Below are 14,476 nucleotides of genomic sequence, written 5' to 3' on the forward strand. Positions count from 1 at the left end.
GCTGTGGGGCACGACCGGCCCGCTCTCGACCGCCCTGTACGCCTCGGGCGAGGCGATCACCGGCATCGGCTTCTGGCGCGTGCTGCTCGGCACGCTGGCGCTCGCGCTGTACGCGCTCCTGTTCCGGCGGGACCTCCTCGCCGTGGACCGGCGCGCGCTGCTGCTGGTGGGCCTCGGCGGCGGCGCGCTGGTCGCCCTGTTCGAGGTGGCCTACCAGTTCGCCATCGCGGGCGCCGGCGTGGCCAGCGCGGCGGCGCTGCTGTACACGGCGCCGGTCATCGTCGCCCTGCTGGCCAGGCCGCTGCTCAAGGAGTCGCTGACGCCCCTGAAGCTCGTGCTCGCCGTCGTGGTGGGGGCGGGCGCGGTGTTCGCGGTGCAGGGAGGGTCCCACGGCGCGCACCTCGCGGGCGTCGCGACGCCCCGGCTCGCGCTCGGCGTCACGGGCGGGCTGCTGGCCGCCGTGAGCTACGCGGGCACGACCCTCCTCGCGCGCTACGCGGTCCCGCGCTACGGCGTGTTCCGCGTGCTGCTCCTCGAGGTCGCCGGCGGCACCGTGCTGCTGGGGATCGTCCTCCCGGCGGCGGGCCGCGCTCCGGTGCCGCCGCCCACGGCCGGCGCGTGGCTCTACGTCGGCGCGCTGGTGGTCGCGACGGTCCTGCTCGCCAACCTGTTCTTCTTCTCCGGCGCCAAGCGCATCGAGGCGGCGCCCACCGCGGTGGCGGCCACCATCGAGCCGGTGGTGGGGACGCTGCTGGCGCTCGCGCTCCTGTCGCAGCGCCTCACGGCGGTGGGCTGGCTCGGCCTCGCGATGGTCGTGGGCGGTGTGGCGGCGGGATACCTCGAAGAAGCACGGGCCCGGCCGCAGCCGGGCCCGTAACACCCCTCAGTCGCGGCCCGGGATCACCGCGCCGGTGCCTTGAGCAGCGGCGCCAGATCGGTCGCCGTCCACATCCCTGCGTGCGACGCCGTGGCCGTGCGCTCCGCCGCGACCTGCTCCGCCGTCACCGCGCCCGCGGCGTTCCCCCAGGCGCTCCGCACGTAGGTCAGCACCGCGGCCACGTCGCCGTCCGAGAGCGGCTGCCCGGTGCCGAAGGCCGGCATCGCGTTGGCGAACCGCTGGCCCTTCACGGTGATCGGCCCCTGGAGGCCGTGCAGCACCACGCGGATCGGGACGGCCGCGTTCGCCGCCGTGGCCCACTCCGAGCCGGCCAGCGGCGGGAACGAGCCGGCGACGCCGAGCCCCGTGGCCTGATGACACACGGCGCAGCGCTGGAAGACCTGCTGCCCGCTCGGGGCCGCCGCGGCCGCGGACGCCGGCGCGTTCGCGGCGGGCGCCGCGGCGCCCGGTGCCGCCGCGGGCTGGCCGGCGGCCGAGTTGTCCTTGCCGCCCCCGCAGGCCGCCAGGCCCGCGCAGGCCAGCGACGCGGCGAGCGCGACCGCCGCGCCCCCCCAACCGTTGCTCCCTCTGGTCATCCTGGTCATGGCGTCCCCGTTCGAAGGTTCTGCACCTCGGCCCAGCGGTAGCACTGCGTCAGGTGGTCGTTGACCATCCCGGTCGCCTGCATGTGCGCGTACACGATCGTCGAGCCGACGAAGCTGAAGCCGCGCCGGATCAGATCCTCGCTGAACGCGTCCGACTCCCGCGTGCGCGCCGGCAGCGCGCGCAGGTTGCGCCGGTGGTTCACCCGCGGCCGGCCGCCGACGAACCGCCACTGATAGGCGTCGAAGCTCCCGAACTCCTCCTGCACCCGCAGAAACGCCTGCGCGTTCTTCACCGCCGCACGGATCTTCTGCCGGTTGCGGACGATCCCCGCGTCCCGGAGCAGCGACGCGATCTTCCTCGCGTCGTAGCGCGCGACCCTCACGGGGTCGAAGCCGTCGAACGCCCGGCGGTAGTTCTCGCGCTTGTTGAGGATCGTGCTCCACGACAGGCCGGCCTGCATCCCCTCCAGGACCAGGAACTCGAACAGCTGGCGGTCGTCGTGGAGCGGGACGCCCCATTCCCGGTCGTGGTACTCGCGCATCAGGTCGGAGCCGATCCAGGCGCAGCGCTCGAGGTCGTCGGGCATCGCGCGAACCTAGCGGGCCCCGGCCCGGTGCGGAAGTCGGCGTCAGGGAGGTACCTTACGGGCCCATGATCGACCGCGTGCTCCAGCTCGCCAGGCAGTCCCGGCGCTTCGAGGGCTTCGACCTGCTGCTCCGCGATGAGCGGCAGCTGAGCCTCAAGTTCGAGTCGGGCCGCCTGAAGGAGACCGCCGTGCACCAGGAGGCCGGCCTCAGCTTCCGCGGCGTGAGCCGCGGCAAGGTCGGCATCGCGGGCACCACCGATCTGCGCGAGGAGGCGCTGGCGGACCTGCTCCAGCGGGCGTCGGCCTCCGCCGAGCAGGGCGAGGCGTGCGCGCTCGCCTTCCCCGGACCGTCGCGCCTCCCGGCGGTGTCGCTGTTCGACGACCAGGCCGCGTCCCTGGACGTCGACCACCTCGCGGCGCTCGGCCGGCGCGTGGTGGAGCGCCTCAGGCGGCCGGGCTGGCAGGTCAGCGCGTCGGTCGACCGCTACGTCGAGACGAGCAGCTTCGCCAACTCCGCGGGCCAGACCTTCACCAGCCGCGCCACGGCCGTCGCGGTCGGGGCGGAGGTCACCCGCGTCAGGGACGACGACGTCCTGATGGCCTGGGACGACGTCGCCGCGACCGGCATCCCGAGCGAGGCCGAGCTGGACGCCATCGCGGCGAGCGTGGCGCGCCGCATCGAGCGGGGCGAGCGGATCGTGGAGCCGCCGGAGGGCAAGCTCCCCGTGCTGTTCACGCCGCACGGCTCGGCCGCCCTGTTGCTGCCGCTGCACCAGGCCCTGTCGGGCAAGACGGTGCTCCAGGGCATCTCGCCCCTGGGGGGCAAGCTCGGCGAGGGGCTGTTCGACCCCGCCTTCGAGCTGACGGACGAGCCGCTGCTCTCCAGCCGCGTGGGCAGCCGGCCCGCGGACGACGAGGGCATGCCCTCCGCGCGGCTGGCGCTGATCGAGCGCGGCACGCTCCGCTCGTTCGTGTACGACCTGGAGACGGCGGCGCGGGCCGGCACGTCCTCCACCGGGCACGGCCGCCGGACCACCTTCGGCAAGCCGGGCATCAGCTTCTCCAACCTCGTGATCAAGCCGGGAACGGCGGGCGAGGAGGCGCTGCTCAAGGAGATGGGGCACGGCCTGGTGGTGGACGAGCTGATCGGCGTGGGCCAGGGCAACGTCATCAGCGGCGCCTTCAGCCACCCGGTGGCCCTCGCGTACCGCGTGGACGGGGGCGAGATCACGGGGCGGGTCAAGGACGCCGCGGTGGCCGGCAACGCCTACGAGCTGCTGAAGCGGATCCGGATGATCGGGAGCGCGGCCAAGTGGCTCGGTGGCAGCCGCCTCGTGCCGCCGCTCCTCCTCGACGCGGTGAGCGTGGCGCGCCGCTAGGCCGTTCCCCCGCCGCCGGCGCGCCCGCCCGCAGGGTCCCGCCCCGGTCAGAAACCTGCCGTCTCGGACGTTCGTCCGTATGCCTGACGTTCTCGAAGGACAGCCGTGAAACCGGTCGCCTTCCTCCTGGTCGTCGTGGCGTCCACTGCGCCGCTGCAGGCGCAGGTCGCCGGCGGCCGGCCGCTCGCGGACGACGGCTCGGTGTCCGGCACGGTCCTGGCGGCGGAGACCGGCCAGCCGCTCGTCGGGGCGGTCGCCGTGCTGGAAGCCGCGGCCGGCGCCACGCTGGTGGCGCGCCAGAACGGGCTGTTCGCGCGGGCGCTGACGGCCGTGACGGACGACTCCGGCTTCTACCGGTTCTCCGGCCTGCCCGAGGGCAGCTACCGGCTGCTGATCCGGGACCTGGGCTACCACCCGGCGCAGGTCACCATCGACCTCGCCCGCGGCAGCCCGTTCCGGGTCTCCGTGGGGCTGGTCGTCAATCCGATCCGGCTGGAGGCGATCGACACGCGGGCGCCGACGGCCGATCCGTACGGCCGCACCCGCGACGCGGCCGAGGAGCAGCGCCGCGGCTCGCTCGACGCGGAAGAGTGGCGACGGGAGCACTACCTCGAGGGCGATGCGAGGGTCCTCACGCACGCCAACGTGGTGGAGGCGGTGACCCTGGGCGAGACGGACCTGTTCCGGGCGCTGCAGCGGCTGCCCGGCGTCTCGGCGCGCGACGACTACACGGCGGGGATCTGGACCCGCGGCGCGCCGTGGAGCCAGACGCGCGTGTACTTCGACGGCCTGCCGCTGTTCAATCCCGTGCACGCCGTGGGCCTGTTCGCCGGCGTCAATCCGGACGCCGTGGGCGTCGCCGCCTTCCTGCCTGGCGCGCGGTCGCTGTCGCTGGGCGAGGGCGCGGCGGGCGTGGTGGACATCGAGTCCCGGGCGGCGACACCGGGGCTGCGGGGACTCGGCGAGCTGTCGCTCGTGAGCGCCCACGCCGCAAGCGACTGGGGCGCCGCCGACGGCCGCATGGGCCTGACGATGGCGGCCCGGCGGTCCTGGGCGGACCTGGCCACGCGGCTCGCCGAGGCGCTGGGCGCCGACAGCGGCACGTGGATTCCCTACGACTTCTACGACCTGACCACCCGGTTCAACGCCGACCTGGGCCACGGCTACGCGCTCGAGGCGAGCGGGCTCGTGGAGGAGGACGGCGTCCACGGGCAGGTACGGCAGCTGCTGAGATCCACGGCGGGCACCTGGGGCAACCAGCTCGGCCGGGTCACGCTGCTCGCGCCGCTCGCGGGCTGGCGAGCCCGCTACACCCTGGGCGGGAGCCGGTTCGCGGGCGCGATCCAGCCCCTCGCGGTGCCGGGGCCCGCGGCGGCCGACGTGCCGTCGCACGGGCCCACGCGCAACGGGGTTTCGGTGCTCACGGGGTCGGCCGAGTTCATGCCGCCGGGCGCCGACGCCGGCGGCGAGTGGACGTTCGGCCTCCAGATCGCGGCGCTGAGGCAGCACTACGTCGGCCAGTTTCCGCGCCCGTATCCGGTGGTCGTGCTTCCCGACACCCTGCTCCTGGAGCGGGGACTGAACACCTTCGCGGCGTGGGCCGAGCGGCGGCAACGGCTCGGCCGGCGCGTCACGCTCGAGGCGGGAGTCCGCGCCGAGTCGCATCCGGCGGTCCTCAACGCCGACCGGTGGGGCCTGGCACCCAAGCTCGCCCTGCGCGTGGAGCCGGCGGGGCTGCCGCTGAGCTTCACGGCGGCGGCCGAGCGCTCGTGGCAGTACACGCAGGCGCTCGCGCCGGCGGGACCGAGCATCGGGCCCGACCTGTACCTGACGGACGTGTGGCTGCTCGCCGCCGACACGATTCCGGCGTTGCGCGCGGACATCGCGACGACCGGCGTCGAGGCGCGACTCGGCGGCACCTGGGTCGCCGCGGCCAACGCCTACGTGCGCCACACCACGGGCATGGCCGTGCCCGAGCCGGGCCCGGGACTGCTGACGGCCAGCCGTCCGATCCTGGTGAGCGCGGTGAACGACGCGCGCGGCGTCGAGCTGTCGGTCCGGCGGCTGGCGGGCCGCTGGACGGTCTCGGGCTCCTACACCTACGGCGTCTCGATCATCACGGCCGCGTCGGCGATGTTCCCGATCTGGTACCGTTACCCGTCGCCCGCCGACCGGCGCCAGGTGGTGGATCTCACCGGCATGGTGCGGGTCAGCGGCGCCCTGCGCCTCGGCGCCGCGGCCACGTGGGCCAGCGGCGCGCCATTCTCACGGTTCCTCCTGGGACCGTGCGGCACCTGCGCACTCTCGGACACGGCGGCCGTGTACATCGAGGGGCCGGACGCGGCCCGCGGGCCGAAGTACGCGGCGGTGGACCTCCTGGTGGACTGGTCGCGGGCGGTGGGGAAGGTGCAGTTCGGCGCGTTCGCCCAGCTGCGAAACGTCCTGAACCGCGCCAACGCGATCACGTACACGGGGAGCGTGGCGTCATGCACCGTGGGCCATCCGCCGCTGCTGGTCCCGATCGGCGGCGGGGTGTGCGACCGATTCGACCGGGGGGTGCCGTTCCTCCCGCTGGCCGGCATACGCGTGGCGTTCTGAGGCGATGCAGCTCGCGGAGCTGTTCGCGCGGCACCACCAGGAGCTGTACCGGTACGCCGCCCGCTTCACCGGCGACCCGGATCTGGCCGAGGACGTGGTCCAGGACGCGTTCGTGCGGCTGGCCGAGCGGCCACCGGCCGACGACTCGCAGTTGCGGGGGTGGCTGTTCCGCGTGGCGACGACCATCGCGCTCGATGCGATGCGCAGCGCGCGGCGCCGGCTGGCGCTGGTCCGCGAGCGGCCCGATCGGCAGCCCATGGGCGATGCTCCGCCGGACCCGGCGGCGGCGCTGGAGCGGGCGGAGACCCGGCGCCGGGTCCGCGAGGCGCTCGCGGCGCTGGGGCCGAAGGAACGGGCGGTGCTGCTGATGCGCGAGGAGGGATTCATGCACCGCGAGATCGCCGCGGCGGTGGGGACCACGACCCAGTCCGTGGGCACGATGATCGCCCGCGCGCTCGAGAAGCTGGCGCGGCATCTGGATCTCGACGAGGAGGCAGGACGGTGAGCCAGGATCAGTCCGATCTCGCGGAGCCGCGCGCCCGGCGCCTCAGCGCGCTGCTGCGCGAGGCCGACCCGCCGGTGCCGCCGATCGCGTTCCCCGCGGAGCGGATCGCCCGCGCGGCGCGGCGTCGGGCCCTCGTGCGCTGGAGAGTGGCGGCCGCAATCGCCGTGCTCGCCCTCGCCGCCGTCGGCGTCGCGCCGGTGCGGGCGTGGATCGTCCAGGCCGCGCACGCGCTGTGGGCCGCCGCGGCCGGGACGCCGAAGCCGGCCGCGATCCCGCCGGCCGCGGCGAACCCCACCGCCGGCGCGGTGACCTTCAGCCCCGCCTCGGGGTCATTCGTTCTGCGCGTCGCCCGGACCCAGGCGGCGGGCACGCTCACGGTCGAGACGACGGACCGGGCCGTGGCCTCCGCCGCCGTGAGCGGCGGCCGGGGGAGCGCGGAGCTGGTCGTGCTGCCGGACGGCCTCCGGATCGTCAACGATTCCGGTGCGACCGCCAGCTACGTCGTGCGGGTGCCGGCCACGATCGGCCGGATCGCGGTCGGCATCGGGCCCGCCGCGACCCGCGCGCTGGTCCCCTCGGAGCCGGGACAGCGCTGGGTCCTGGACCTGCGGGCGGCGCGGTGACAGAACCCGGGGGACTGGATCGTTTCAGGGAAGAGCAGCTCTTCTCGATCCCGGAGCGAACCACATGAAGCGCCTGATTCTCGCCGCGGCCTCGCTCGCGGCCATCGCGTGCAGCGACGCGGCCACCACCGGCGGCTCCGGCCGCACCCGCGTGTACCTCACGGATTCGCCGTTTCCGTTCGGCTCGATCTCGCAGGTGAACGTCTACATCGCGCGCATCGAGGCCTCGGCGTCGACCGACACGACCGGCCTCAACCCCGCGAGCTGGGTTACCATCGCGACCCCGGAGCGGACCTTCAACCTGCTCGACTTCCAGGGCGGCTCCGCCGCCTTGCTCGGCGAGGCCGAGCTGCCGGCGGATCAGTACGCTGCCGTACGGGTGGTGATCAACACCGGCCGCTCGAGTGTGGTGACGACCGGCGGCGCGCAGGCCACCGTGCACTGGCCCATTTCCGGCGACCTGTCCCTGTACGCGCTGGTCGAGCAGCCGCTCGCCGTGACCGGCGCCGGGGCGCAGATCGTCCTCGACTTCGACGTCGGCCGCACGTTCCTCGACGATGGCGCCGGCGGGTTCTACTTCTCTCCCGTCATTCGGGCGGTGAACGAAGCGGCCACCGGGAGCATCACGGGCACGGTCACCACCACCTCCATCGAAGGCGACACGATCCCCTTCGTGAATGCCGCCGTGACCGTCTCCCGGCAGGTCGGTACGCTGCTGTCGACCAACGTCCCCCTGGGGACGGGTCACAGTGACGCACAGGGTCACTACACCGTCGCGTATCTGCCGGCGGGCTCATACGTCGTGGCCGCCGCAGATCCCGCGTTCGCGCACAGGGTCGGCGTAGGGTCGGGCGTGGTCACGGTCGGCGGCCAGACGCGGATAGACCTGCTGATGACCATTGACACCGCGGGCACGGGTGGGGGCGGGGGGGGCGGCGGGGGCGGCGGGGGCGGCTGCGACAGCACGCGCGCGGACACGACCTGCGGCGGAGTGCCGAACGGCCCGGTGGCGAGCCTCGCGATCTCGCCGCTGACCCAGACGATCTCGGTGGGCGACAGCGCCGTCGCCATGGCGACGCCCTACAACGCGCAGGGCCTGATCCTGACCGGCCGGACCATCAGCTGGACGGTGAGCGATTCGAGCCTGGTGTCGGTGACGCAGGCGGCGTACAACTGGATCCTGCTGCGGGGTGCGCACAGCGGCACGGTGACGCTCACCGCGACCAGTGAAGGGGTGAACGGCACGGCGACGGTGATCGTACGATGACGCGCCTGGCCTGAGACCGGTCCACGAAGGAGCGCGGGGGTCGCCGTCCGGCGGCCCCCGCGTTCTAGTCTCCCGGTGGCTCGCTCGCTCCCCGCGCCCGCCGCTCCTCCGCTTCGGCCATCCAGCCGCGGCGCAGCTCGGCGGCGGGCACGCTCGAGAGGTAGGGCTTGATGTCCAGGATCGGCGTGCGGTCGAGCATGTCGAGGCCGTGCACCAGCAGGCGCCGTCCCTCCCGCCGCAGCAGCCGGACCACCGTCAGGCCGATGGGGTTGGGCCGGGCGGGCGAGCGGGTGGCGAACACGCCGTGCGGCCGGTCGTCGGTGGGTGGCGTGGCGAGAAGGCTCGGGGCCTCGGCCCGGTCGAAGACCCACAACACGATGAGGTGGCTGAAGCCTTCGACGTCCGCGAGGCCCGGCTCGAACTCGGGCTCGATCTCGAGCACGCCCTCGGCCTCGTGTTTCGCGCCCGGGCCCCTGGGCACCTGGGTGCTGTCGGTGTAGGGCGAGCGGACGGTGCCGATGGGGCGCATCGGGAATGCCGGCCGGGGCGTCGCGGCGCTGCCGCTCATGACCGTCGCCGGTCCGGGCCCTACACCCGGCTCGGGGGCGTCATCCGCGTGCCCGGCACCCGGTGCTTGGGGTGGACCACCTCGGTGAACTGGGCGGCCTCGGTCGAGCCTTCCATCGCCAGGGTCGAGGAGTGGCCGCCGGTCACCAGCGTGGTGATCTCGTCGAAGTAGCCGGCGCCGACGAACGACTGGTGCTTCAGGGCCTCGTACCCCTCGCGCTCCGCGTCGAACTCGCGCGACTGGAGGGCGGCGTAGCCGGCCATCCCGCGGTCGCGGTATTCGACGGCGAGGGTGAACATCCCGAGGTTGTTGGCGTGGAACGCCGACAGGGTCACGAACTGGAACTTGTATCCCATCGCCGCCAGCTCCTCCCGGAAGCCCTCGATCTGCTCGGAGGTGAGGTGCTTCTTCCAATTGAACGACGGCGAGCAGTTGTAGGCCAGCGGCTTGCCCGGGACCTTCTCGTGGATGCCCGCGGCGAACTCGCGCGCCTCGCCCAGGTCGGGCGTCGCGGTTTCGCACCAGATCATGTCGGCGTACGGTGCATAAGCCCACCCGCGTGCCACGGCGGCCTCGAGGCCGCAGCGCACGTAGTGGAATCCCTCGTGGGTCCGCTCGCCGGTGAGGAACGGGCGGTCGTAGGGGTCGATGTCGTTGGCGAGGATGTTGGCGGACAGCGCGTCGGTCCGCGCGATGAGGATCGTGTCCACGCCGCACACGTCCGCGGCGAGCCGCGCGGCCACCAGCTTGGCGACGAACTCCCGGGTCGGAACCACCACCTTGCCGCCGAGGTGCCCGCACTTCTTGACCGACGACAGCTGGTCCTCGAAGTGCACGCCCGCCGCCCCCTCCTCGATCATCGCCTTCATCAGCTCGAAGGCGTGCGGGGCCCCGCCGAAGCCGGCTTCGGCGTCCGCCACGATGGGCGCCATCCAGTGGATGCTGTCGTCGCCGGCGAGGTGGTGGATCTGGTCGGCGCGGATCAGCGCGTTGTTGAGGCGCCGGATCAGGTTGGGCACGCTGCTCGAAGGGTACAGGCTCTGGTCCGGGTAGATCTGGGCCGCGTCGTTCATGTCGCCGGCCACCTGCCAGCCGCTGAGGTACACGGCCTTGAGGCCCGCGCGCACCTCCTGGACCGCCTGGTTCCCGGTCATCGCCGACAGCGCGGCGACGCACCCGGGCTCCTCGAGGAGCCGCCACAGGCGGGCCGCGCCCTGCCGCGCCAGCGAGTGCTCGATCTCCACCGTGCCCCGGAGCCGCCACACGTCGTCGGCCGTGTAGGGGCGCGTGATGCCGGCCCAGCGCGGGTCGGTGGCCCAGCGGTGCTGCAGCTTCTGGACGAACGCGGACCTGTCCATGCGGTTCCCCGGTCAGTCGAGGTGGTCGTAGGCGACGAGCGTCAGGAACTCCGCGAACTCGCCGCCCGTCATCATCTGGTCGAACAGCCCCGCGGCGAGGTCGAACCGGCCGCCGTCGAAGCGCGGCGCGCCCAGCAGGCCGCGGATCTTCTCCAGCTCCTCGGCGATGGTGCCGCGCACCAGCTCCGGCGTCACCCGCCGCCCGTCGGCCAGCCTGGCGCCGTGGCGCACCCACTGCCACACCTGGGTGCGCGAGATCTCCGCGGTGGCGGCGTCCTCCATCAGGTTGTAGATCGGGACGCAGCCGGTGCCGCGGAGCCAGGCCTCCAGGTACTGGATGCCGACGTCCACGTTGGTCCGGAGCCCGCGCTCGGTGATCTCGCCGGGCGGCACCGCGAGCAGGTCGGCCGCCGTCACGGTCACGTCGTCGAGCGGCCGCGCGATCTGGTTGGCGCGCGGCATCCCGGCGTCGAAGGCCTCGAGCGCGACGGGGACGAGGCCCGGGTGCGCCACCCAGGTGCCGTCGTGCCCGGCCTTCACCTCCCGCAGCTTGTCCTGGCGCACCTTGTCCAGCGCGGCCGCGTTCGCCGCCGGGTCGTTCTTGATCGGCACCTGCGCCGCCATGCCGCCCATCGCGTGGATGCCGCGGCGGTGGCAGGAGCGGATCACGAGCTGCACGTAGGCGTGGAGGAACGGACGGTCCATGGTGACGGAGGCGCGGTCGGGCAGGACGAAATCGGGCCGGTGCCGGAACTTCTTGATGAAGCTGAAGATGTAGTCCCACCGGCCGCAGTTGAGGCCGGCCGAGTGGTCGCGCAGCTCCCACAGGATCTCGTCGGTCTCGAAGGCGGCCAGGATCGTCTCGATCAGCACCGTGGCGCGGATGGTGCCGCGCGGGATGCCCAGCGCATCCTGCGCCGCCACGAACACGTCGTTCCACAGCCGCGCTTCGAGGTGGCTCTCCATCTTCGGCAGGTAGAAATACGGCCCGGTGCCCTTCGCGATCAGCGCCTCGGCGTTGTGGTAGAAGTACAGCCCGAAGTCGAACAGCGAGCCCGAGACCGGGGCGCCGTCCACCAGGAGGTGCTTCTCCACCAGGTGCCAGCCGCGCGGGCGCACCACCAGCGTGGCGATCCGCTCGGCGAGCCCGTACCGCTTGCCCTCGGGGCTGGTGAACGCGATGGTGCCGCGCACCGCGTCGCGGAGGTTGACCTGGCCGTCGAGCGTGTTGGCCCAGGTGGGCGAGTGCGCGTCCTCGAAGTCCGCCATGTACACCCGCGCGCCGGAGTTCAGCGCGTTGATGATCATCTTCCGGTCCACCGGCCCGGTGATCTCGACCCGCCGGTCCGCGAGGTCGGCCGGGATCGGGGCCACCGTCCACTCGCGCGCGCGGACCGGCCGCGTCTCGGCGAGGAAGTCGGGCATCCGGCCGTCCTGGATCTCCCGCTGCCGCGCGCTCCGCGCCGCCAGCAGCTCCCGCCGGCGGGCGTCGAACCGGCGGGCGAGGGTGGCGACGAAGCGCAGCGCGCCGTCCGTCAGGACGCCGGCGTGCTCCGCCGTCACCGGTCCTCGAATCTCGATGCCGGGGTCCGTCGTCGCGGTCGTGGACGACACCCCGGGCCCGTCGGTGCGTGGCGAGCGCATGCGCGACTCCGGATCGTGCGGTGACGCTGTGTGAGGGGGAAACGGCCCGAGCCGGAACCCGGCGCGGGCCTCGAACGAATTATAGGGACTTCGGCTCGGAAAGGCGACCCGTCACGGCGCCACGGCCGGGGCCGCACGGCCGGCGGAGGCCGTCAGTGCGCCATCTTGAGGCAAGCCAGGGCCTCGACCGCGCCTACGTCGCCGGCGTTCCGGACCTCGAGCCGCACGCCACGCCCCTCGGGGTACCGGGGAGCCTGCTCGATGAGCGCCAGCACCGAGTCGGGCAGCCCGCTCGCCTTCGCCGCGCGGCAGGCCTTCTCACCGAGCGCCAACGAGGCGAGGAAATGTCCGCGCTGCGGCACCAGGTAGACCACCGTCCGCTGCTTCCGCTTGAGCTGCAGGAACCACCGGCCGGTGGCCTTGGAGTACCCCCAGGTGTCCGCGAGCGGGCCGAGCGCCGCGACCAGGTCGGCGCGCAGGCGCTCCCACCGCGCGCGCGACCGGCCGAGCATCTTCGCGATCTCCCGCGGGGCCGGCGGGTGGCCGCCGGGTACCGGAGCCCGTCTGGTCACTGGACCGCCGTGGGCTGGTGCGCCGTCACTGGGCGCTCGCGCCGACGCCGAGCACGAGCAAGCCGTGGAACCGTGTGAACTGCAAGTGGACGGTGAAGGGCGGCGTTCCGAGCACGCTCGACCGACCCTGGGCCGCCACGATGTTCTGGGTCACCGGCAGCTGCACGAGCTTGACGCCGCTCGAGTCGCTGATCTCGATCAGCGCGCTGCCGCCCGCATAGCTGCTCACCACGAGACTCACGTTCACCGAGTCCCCGCGCGCCGGGCAGACGTAGCTCTGGTCGAAGGTGAAATCGTTGGCGGACACGGTGAACGCGAGGCCGTCGGTCGCCGTGGCCAGCACGGGGACGTTCCACTCGCCGGGATAGCCCAGGCTGGTTTCCGTGCATCCGGCGAGCAGGGCCACGAGGGCGATCACTGCCCGCATCGCGGCGGCGTTCCGTCTCCCGGCCATGACGGGGCTCCTCCCTGGCGCGGGAACGGCGCGCCTGCCCGAACCTGCGCATCCGGCAGGCGGCAGACAAGAGCGGTGCGGCGGTTTTTCCGAGCGTTCCGGTGCGGAATGCGGCTAGACGTGCGCCGCGCGGCGCTCCTTCGACGACGGGATCAGCGGCGGCACCTTCGTGGCCTTCGCGGAGCTGGCGATCAGCGTCGCGAGCCGGCGGAGCCGCGTCTCCTCGCGCTTGGCGCTCATGACCCACCAGGCGGCGGTGCGGCGGTACCACGGCGCCTGGGTCTCGAACCACGCCCACGCGCGGCGGTTGGCCTTGAACGTCCTCGCATAGGTGGGCGCGAGGGCGCGTGGACGGTTCTCGAACGAGTAACGCCCGGTCTTCTTCCGGTTCCGCGCGCGGAACGCCTTCAGGCCGGCCGGCCGCATCAGGCCGAGGGCCGTCAGCCGGCGGACGTGGCGCAGGTTCACGGCGCTCCAGACGCTGTCGCGGCGCCGGGGCGTGAAGCGGATGGTGTAGCTCCCGGCGCCGCGGCTCGTGCGCACGCCGTCGATCCAGCCGTAGCACAGCGCGGCGTCCAGCGCTTCGGGATAGGTGATGGAGGCCTTGCCGGACCCGACCTTGTGGAACCCGACCAGCAGCTCGGGCGCGGTGGCGTGGTGGGTGTCGAGCCACGCCCGGAAGGCCTGAGCGCGGGGGAAGAAGGTGGGCCTCGGCATCGAGGACGGGGTTTTGGTGTTGGGGTTTGAGGGGTGGGGCCCCAAGCCCCAGCCCCCCATTCCCAATCCCAGCTTCTGCTACATCTGCCCCCGCCGCGCCGTCGGCGGCACCATGTTGTTCAGGCGCAGGTAGTTCGCCAGCTGGCTGTAGTGGTCGGCCCAATCCCCCACGGTGATGAGCAGCATGTTGGCGCGCGTGGTCTTGCGCGGGCCGAACGACTGGACCGAGTCGGCGAGCTGCGCGTCCGTCAGGCCCGCGGCCGACGTGCGGCAGAAGTCGAAGCTGGTGCGGAGCGCCGTGAGCAGCGCGTCCTTCGTCGCCGTCGTGTCCACCTTGGTGCGCTGCGGCTCGGCGACGCCCGACGCCCGCGAACACAGCCAGTAGTTGCCATCTTCCACCAGGTGCACCGCGATCGCGGCGACCGACATCTGCTCCTTCGTCGGGCTGTACGTGTACTTGTCGGCGGGGAACATCTCCAGCGCCGCCGTGATGATCCGCGCGGCCCGCTCCTCTTGGCCGCGGTACGCGTCGGACACCGGGTTCTGCGCAACTGCCAGCGCCGGGGCCGCGCACAGGGCGGCCGCCAACGCGTAAGCGGAGGCTCTCATCGCTGCTGCTCCGGGTCTTGGGAAGCGCGAATACTGACATGGGCCGGGTCGGGTGTCCAGCGTCCCCCCGTCCCTCAGCGGCGACGCCATCTCCGGGGGTGCCGGCCGGCGCG

General features: G+C 73.3%; 15 protein-coding genes. 6 read left to right on the plus strand and 9 right to left on the minus strand.

Translation table 11 applies throughout. The annotated features are described in order from the left end of the window. Positions 1-877 (plus strand): EamA family transporter (locus VMF70_11190; GenBank protein HTT68585.1); only part of this gene is annotated, 877 nt, incomplete at its 5' end. 23 nt (positions 878-900) lie between these two features. Here VMF70_11190 and VMF70_11195 read toward each other — a convergent pair. Then, entirely contained in the window at positions 901-1,473 is a 573-nt protein-coding gene (locus tag VMF70_11195; GenBank protein HTT68586.1) for a cytochrome c, read from the minus strand. A 5-nt stretch (positions 1,474-1,478) separates the two neighbouring features. Beyond that, on the minus strand, positions 1,479-2,069 hold the full coding sequence (locus VMF70_11200; GenBank protein HTT68587.1) for a DNA-3-methyladenine glycosylase I: 591 nt from the start codon (positions 2,067-2,069) through the stop codon (positions 1,479-1,481). A 65-nt stretch (positions 2,070-2,134) separates the two neighbouring features. Between VMF70_11200 and VMF70_11205 the strand changes: the two genes are divergently transcribed. The 5 genes from VMF70_11205 to VMF70_11225 all read left to right on the plus strand — a co-directional run bounded on the left by VMF70_11205 (position 2,135) and on the right by VMF70_11225 (position 8,441). Further along, a complete protein-coding gene (locus tag VMF70_11205) occupies positions 2,135-3,448 on the plus strand; it encodes a TldD/PmbA family protein (GenBank protein HTT68588.1) in 1,314 nt (437 codons plus the stop codon). Positions 3,449-3,553: 105 nt separating this feature from the next. Next, entirely contained in the window at positions 3,554-6,046 is a 2,493-nt protein-coding gene (locus VMF70_11210; protein ID HTT68589.1) for a TonB-dependent receptor, read from the plus strand. Between the two features lie 4 nt (positions 6,047-6,050). Next, positions 6,051-6,551 carry a sigma-70 family RNA polymerase sigma factor gene (locus tag VMF70_11215; GenBank protein ID HTT68590.1) on the plus strand — a complete coding sequence of 167 codons (501 nt, stop codon included), beginning with the start codon at positions 6,051-6,053 and terminating at the stop codon, positions 6,549-6,551. Next, the gene (locus VMF70_11220) at positions 6,548-7,174 is read left to right on the plus strand and encodes a hypothetical protein (protein HTT68591.1); all 627 of its coding nucleotides are present in this window, start codon (positions 6,548-6,550) and stop codon (positions 7,172-7,174) included. Before VMF70_11215 ends, VMF70_11220 begins: the two co-directional genes overlap by 4 nt. 64 nt (positions 7,175-7,238) lie before the next feature. Next, positions 7,239-8,441: a DUF4382 domain-containing protein gene (locus tag VMF70_11225; protein HTT68592.1), complete on the plus strand. Its 1,203-nt coding sequence runs from the start codon at positions 7,239-7,241 to the stop codon at positions 8,439-8,441. A gap of 64 nt (positions 8,442-8,505) precedes the next feature. On the opposite strand, the gene tsaA is transcribed toward VMF70_11225, so the two are convergent. The 7 genes from tsaA to VMF70_11260 all read right to left on the minus strand — a co-directional run bounded on the left by tsaA (position 8,506) and on the right by VMF70_11260 (position 14,363). Next, on the minus strand, positions 8,506-9,009 hold the full coding sequence (gene tsaA, locus VMF70_11230) for a tRNA (N6-threonylcarbamoyladenosine(37)-N6)-methyltransferase TrmO (GenBank protein ID HTT68593.1): 504 nt from the start codon (positions 9,007-9,009) through the stop codon (positions 8,506-8,508). Positions 9,010-9,029: 20 nt separating this feature from the next. Next, a complete protein-coding gene (gene aceA / locus VMF70_11235; GenBank protein ID HTT68594.1) occupies positions 9,030-10,367 on the minus strand; it encodes an isocitrate lyase in 1,338 nt (445 codons plus the stop codon). Positions 10,368-10,379: 12 nt separating this feature from the next. After that, positions 10,380-12,011 carry a malate synthase A gene (gene aceB, locus VMF70_11240; protein HTT68595.1) on the minus strand — a complete coding sequence of 544 codons (1,632 nt, stop codon included), beginning with the start codon at positions 12,009-12,011 and terminating at the stop codon, positions 10,380-10,382. A gap of 152 nt (positions 12,012-12,163) precedes the next feature. Beyond that, positions 12,164-12,583: a DUF3788 family protein gene (locus VMF70_11245; GenBank protein HTT68596.1), complete on the minus strand. Its 420-nt coding sequence runs from the start codon at positions 12,581-12,583 to the stop codon at positions 12,164-12,166. 25 nt (positions 12,584-12,608) lie between these two features. Next, positions 12,609-13,037, minus strand: a complete 429-nt coding sequence (locus VMF70_11250) for a hypothetical protein (protein HTT68597.1) — start codon at positions 13,035-13,037, stop codon at positions 12,609-12,611. Between the two features lie 114 nt (positions 13,038-13,151). Then, the gene (locus VMF70_11255) at positions 13,152-13,754 is read right to left on the minus strand and encodes a YdeI/OmpD-associated family protein (GenBank protein HTT68598.1); all 603 of its coding nucleotides are present in this window, start codon (positions 13,752-13,754) and stop codon (positions 13,152-13,154) included. Between the two features lie 78 nt (positions 13,755-13,832). Then, positions 13,833-14,363, minus strand: a complete 531-nt coding sequence (locus VMF70_11260) for a DinB family protein (protein ID HTT68599.1) — start codon at positions 14,361-14,363, stop codon at positions 13,833-13,835. Positions 14,364-14,476 lie beyond the last annotated feature (113 nt).

It is taken from the genome of Gemmatimonadales bacterium (assembly GCA_035502185.1).
GTDB lineage: Bacteria > Gemmatimonadota > Gemmatimonadetes > Gemmatimonadales > JACORV01 > Fen-1245.

Excerpts from the sequence above, each read along its gene's own strand:
- VMF70_11260 (HTT68599.1), bottom strand. The coding sequence starts at position 14,363 with ATGAGAGCCTCCGCTTACGCGTTGGCGGCCGCCCTGTGCGCGGCCCCG.
- tsaA (HTT68593.1), bottom strand. The coding sequence starts at position 9,009 with ATGAGCGGCAGCGCCGCGACGCCCCGGCCGGCATTCCCGATGCGCCCC.
- VMF70_11195 (HTT68586.1), bottom strand. The coding sequence starts at position 1,473 with ATGACCAGAGGGAGCAACGGTTGGGGGGGCGCGGCGGTCGCGCTCGCC.
- VMF70_11255 (HTT68598.1), bottom strand. The coding sequence starts at position 13,754 with ATGCCGAGGCCCACCTTCTTCCCCCGCGCTCAGGCCTTCCGGGCGTGG.
- aceB (HTT68595.1), bottom strand. The coding sequence starts at position 12,011 with ATGCGCTCGCCACGCACCGACGGGCCCGGGGTGTCGTCCACGACCGCG.
- VMF70_11225 (HTT68592.1), top strand. The coding sequence starts at position 7,239 with ATGAAGCGCCTGATTCTCGCCGCGGCCTCGCTCGCGGCCATCGCGTGC.
- VMF70_11200 (HTT68587.1), bottom strand. The coding sequence starts at position 2,069 with ATGCCCGACGACCTCGAGCGCTGCGCCTGGATCGGCTCCGACCTGATG.
- VMF70_11215 (HTT68590.1), top strand. The coding sequence starts at position 6,051 with ATGCAGCTCGCGGAGCTGTTCGCGCGGCACCACCAGGAGCTGTACCGG.
- aceA (HTT68594.1), bottom strand. The coding sequence starts at position 10,367 with ATGGACAGGTCCGCGTTCGTCCAGAAGCTGCAGCACCGCTGGGCCACC.
- VMF70_11205 (HTT68588.1), top strand. The coding sequence starts at position 2,135 with ATGATCGACCGCGTGCTCCAGCTCGCCAGGCAGTCCCGGCGCTTCGAG.
- VMF70_11250 (HTT68597.1), bottom strand. The coding sequence starts at position 13,037 with ATGGCCGGGAGACGGAACGCCGCCGCGATGCGGGCAGTGATCGCCCTC.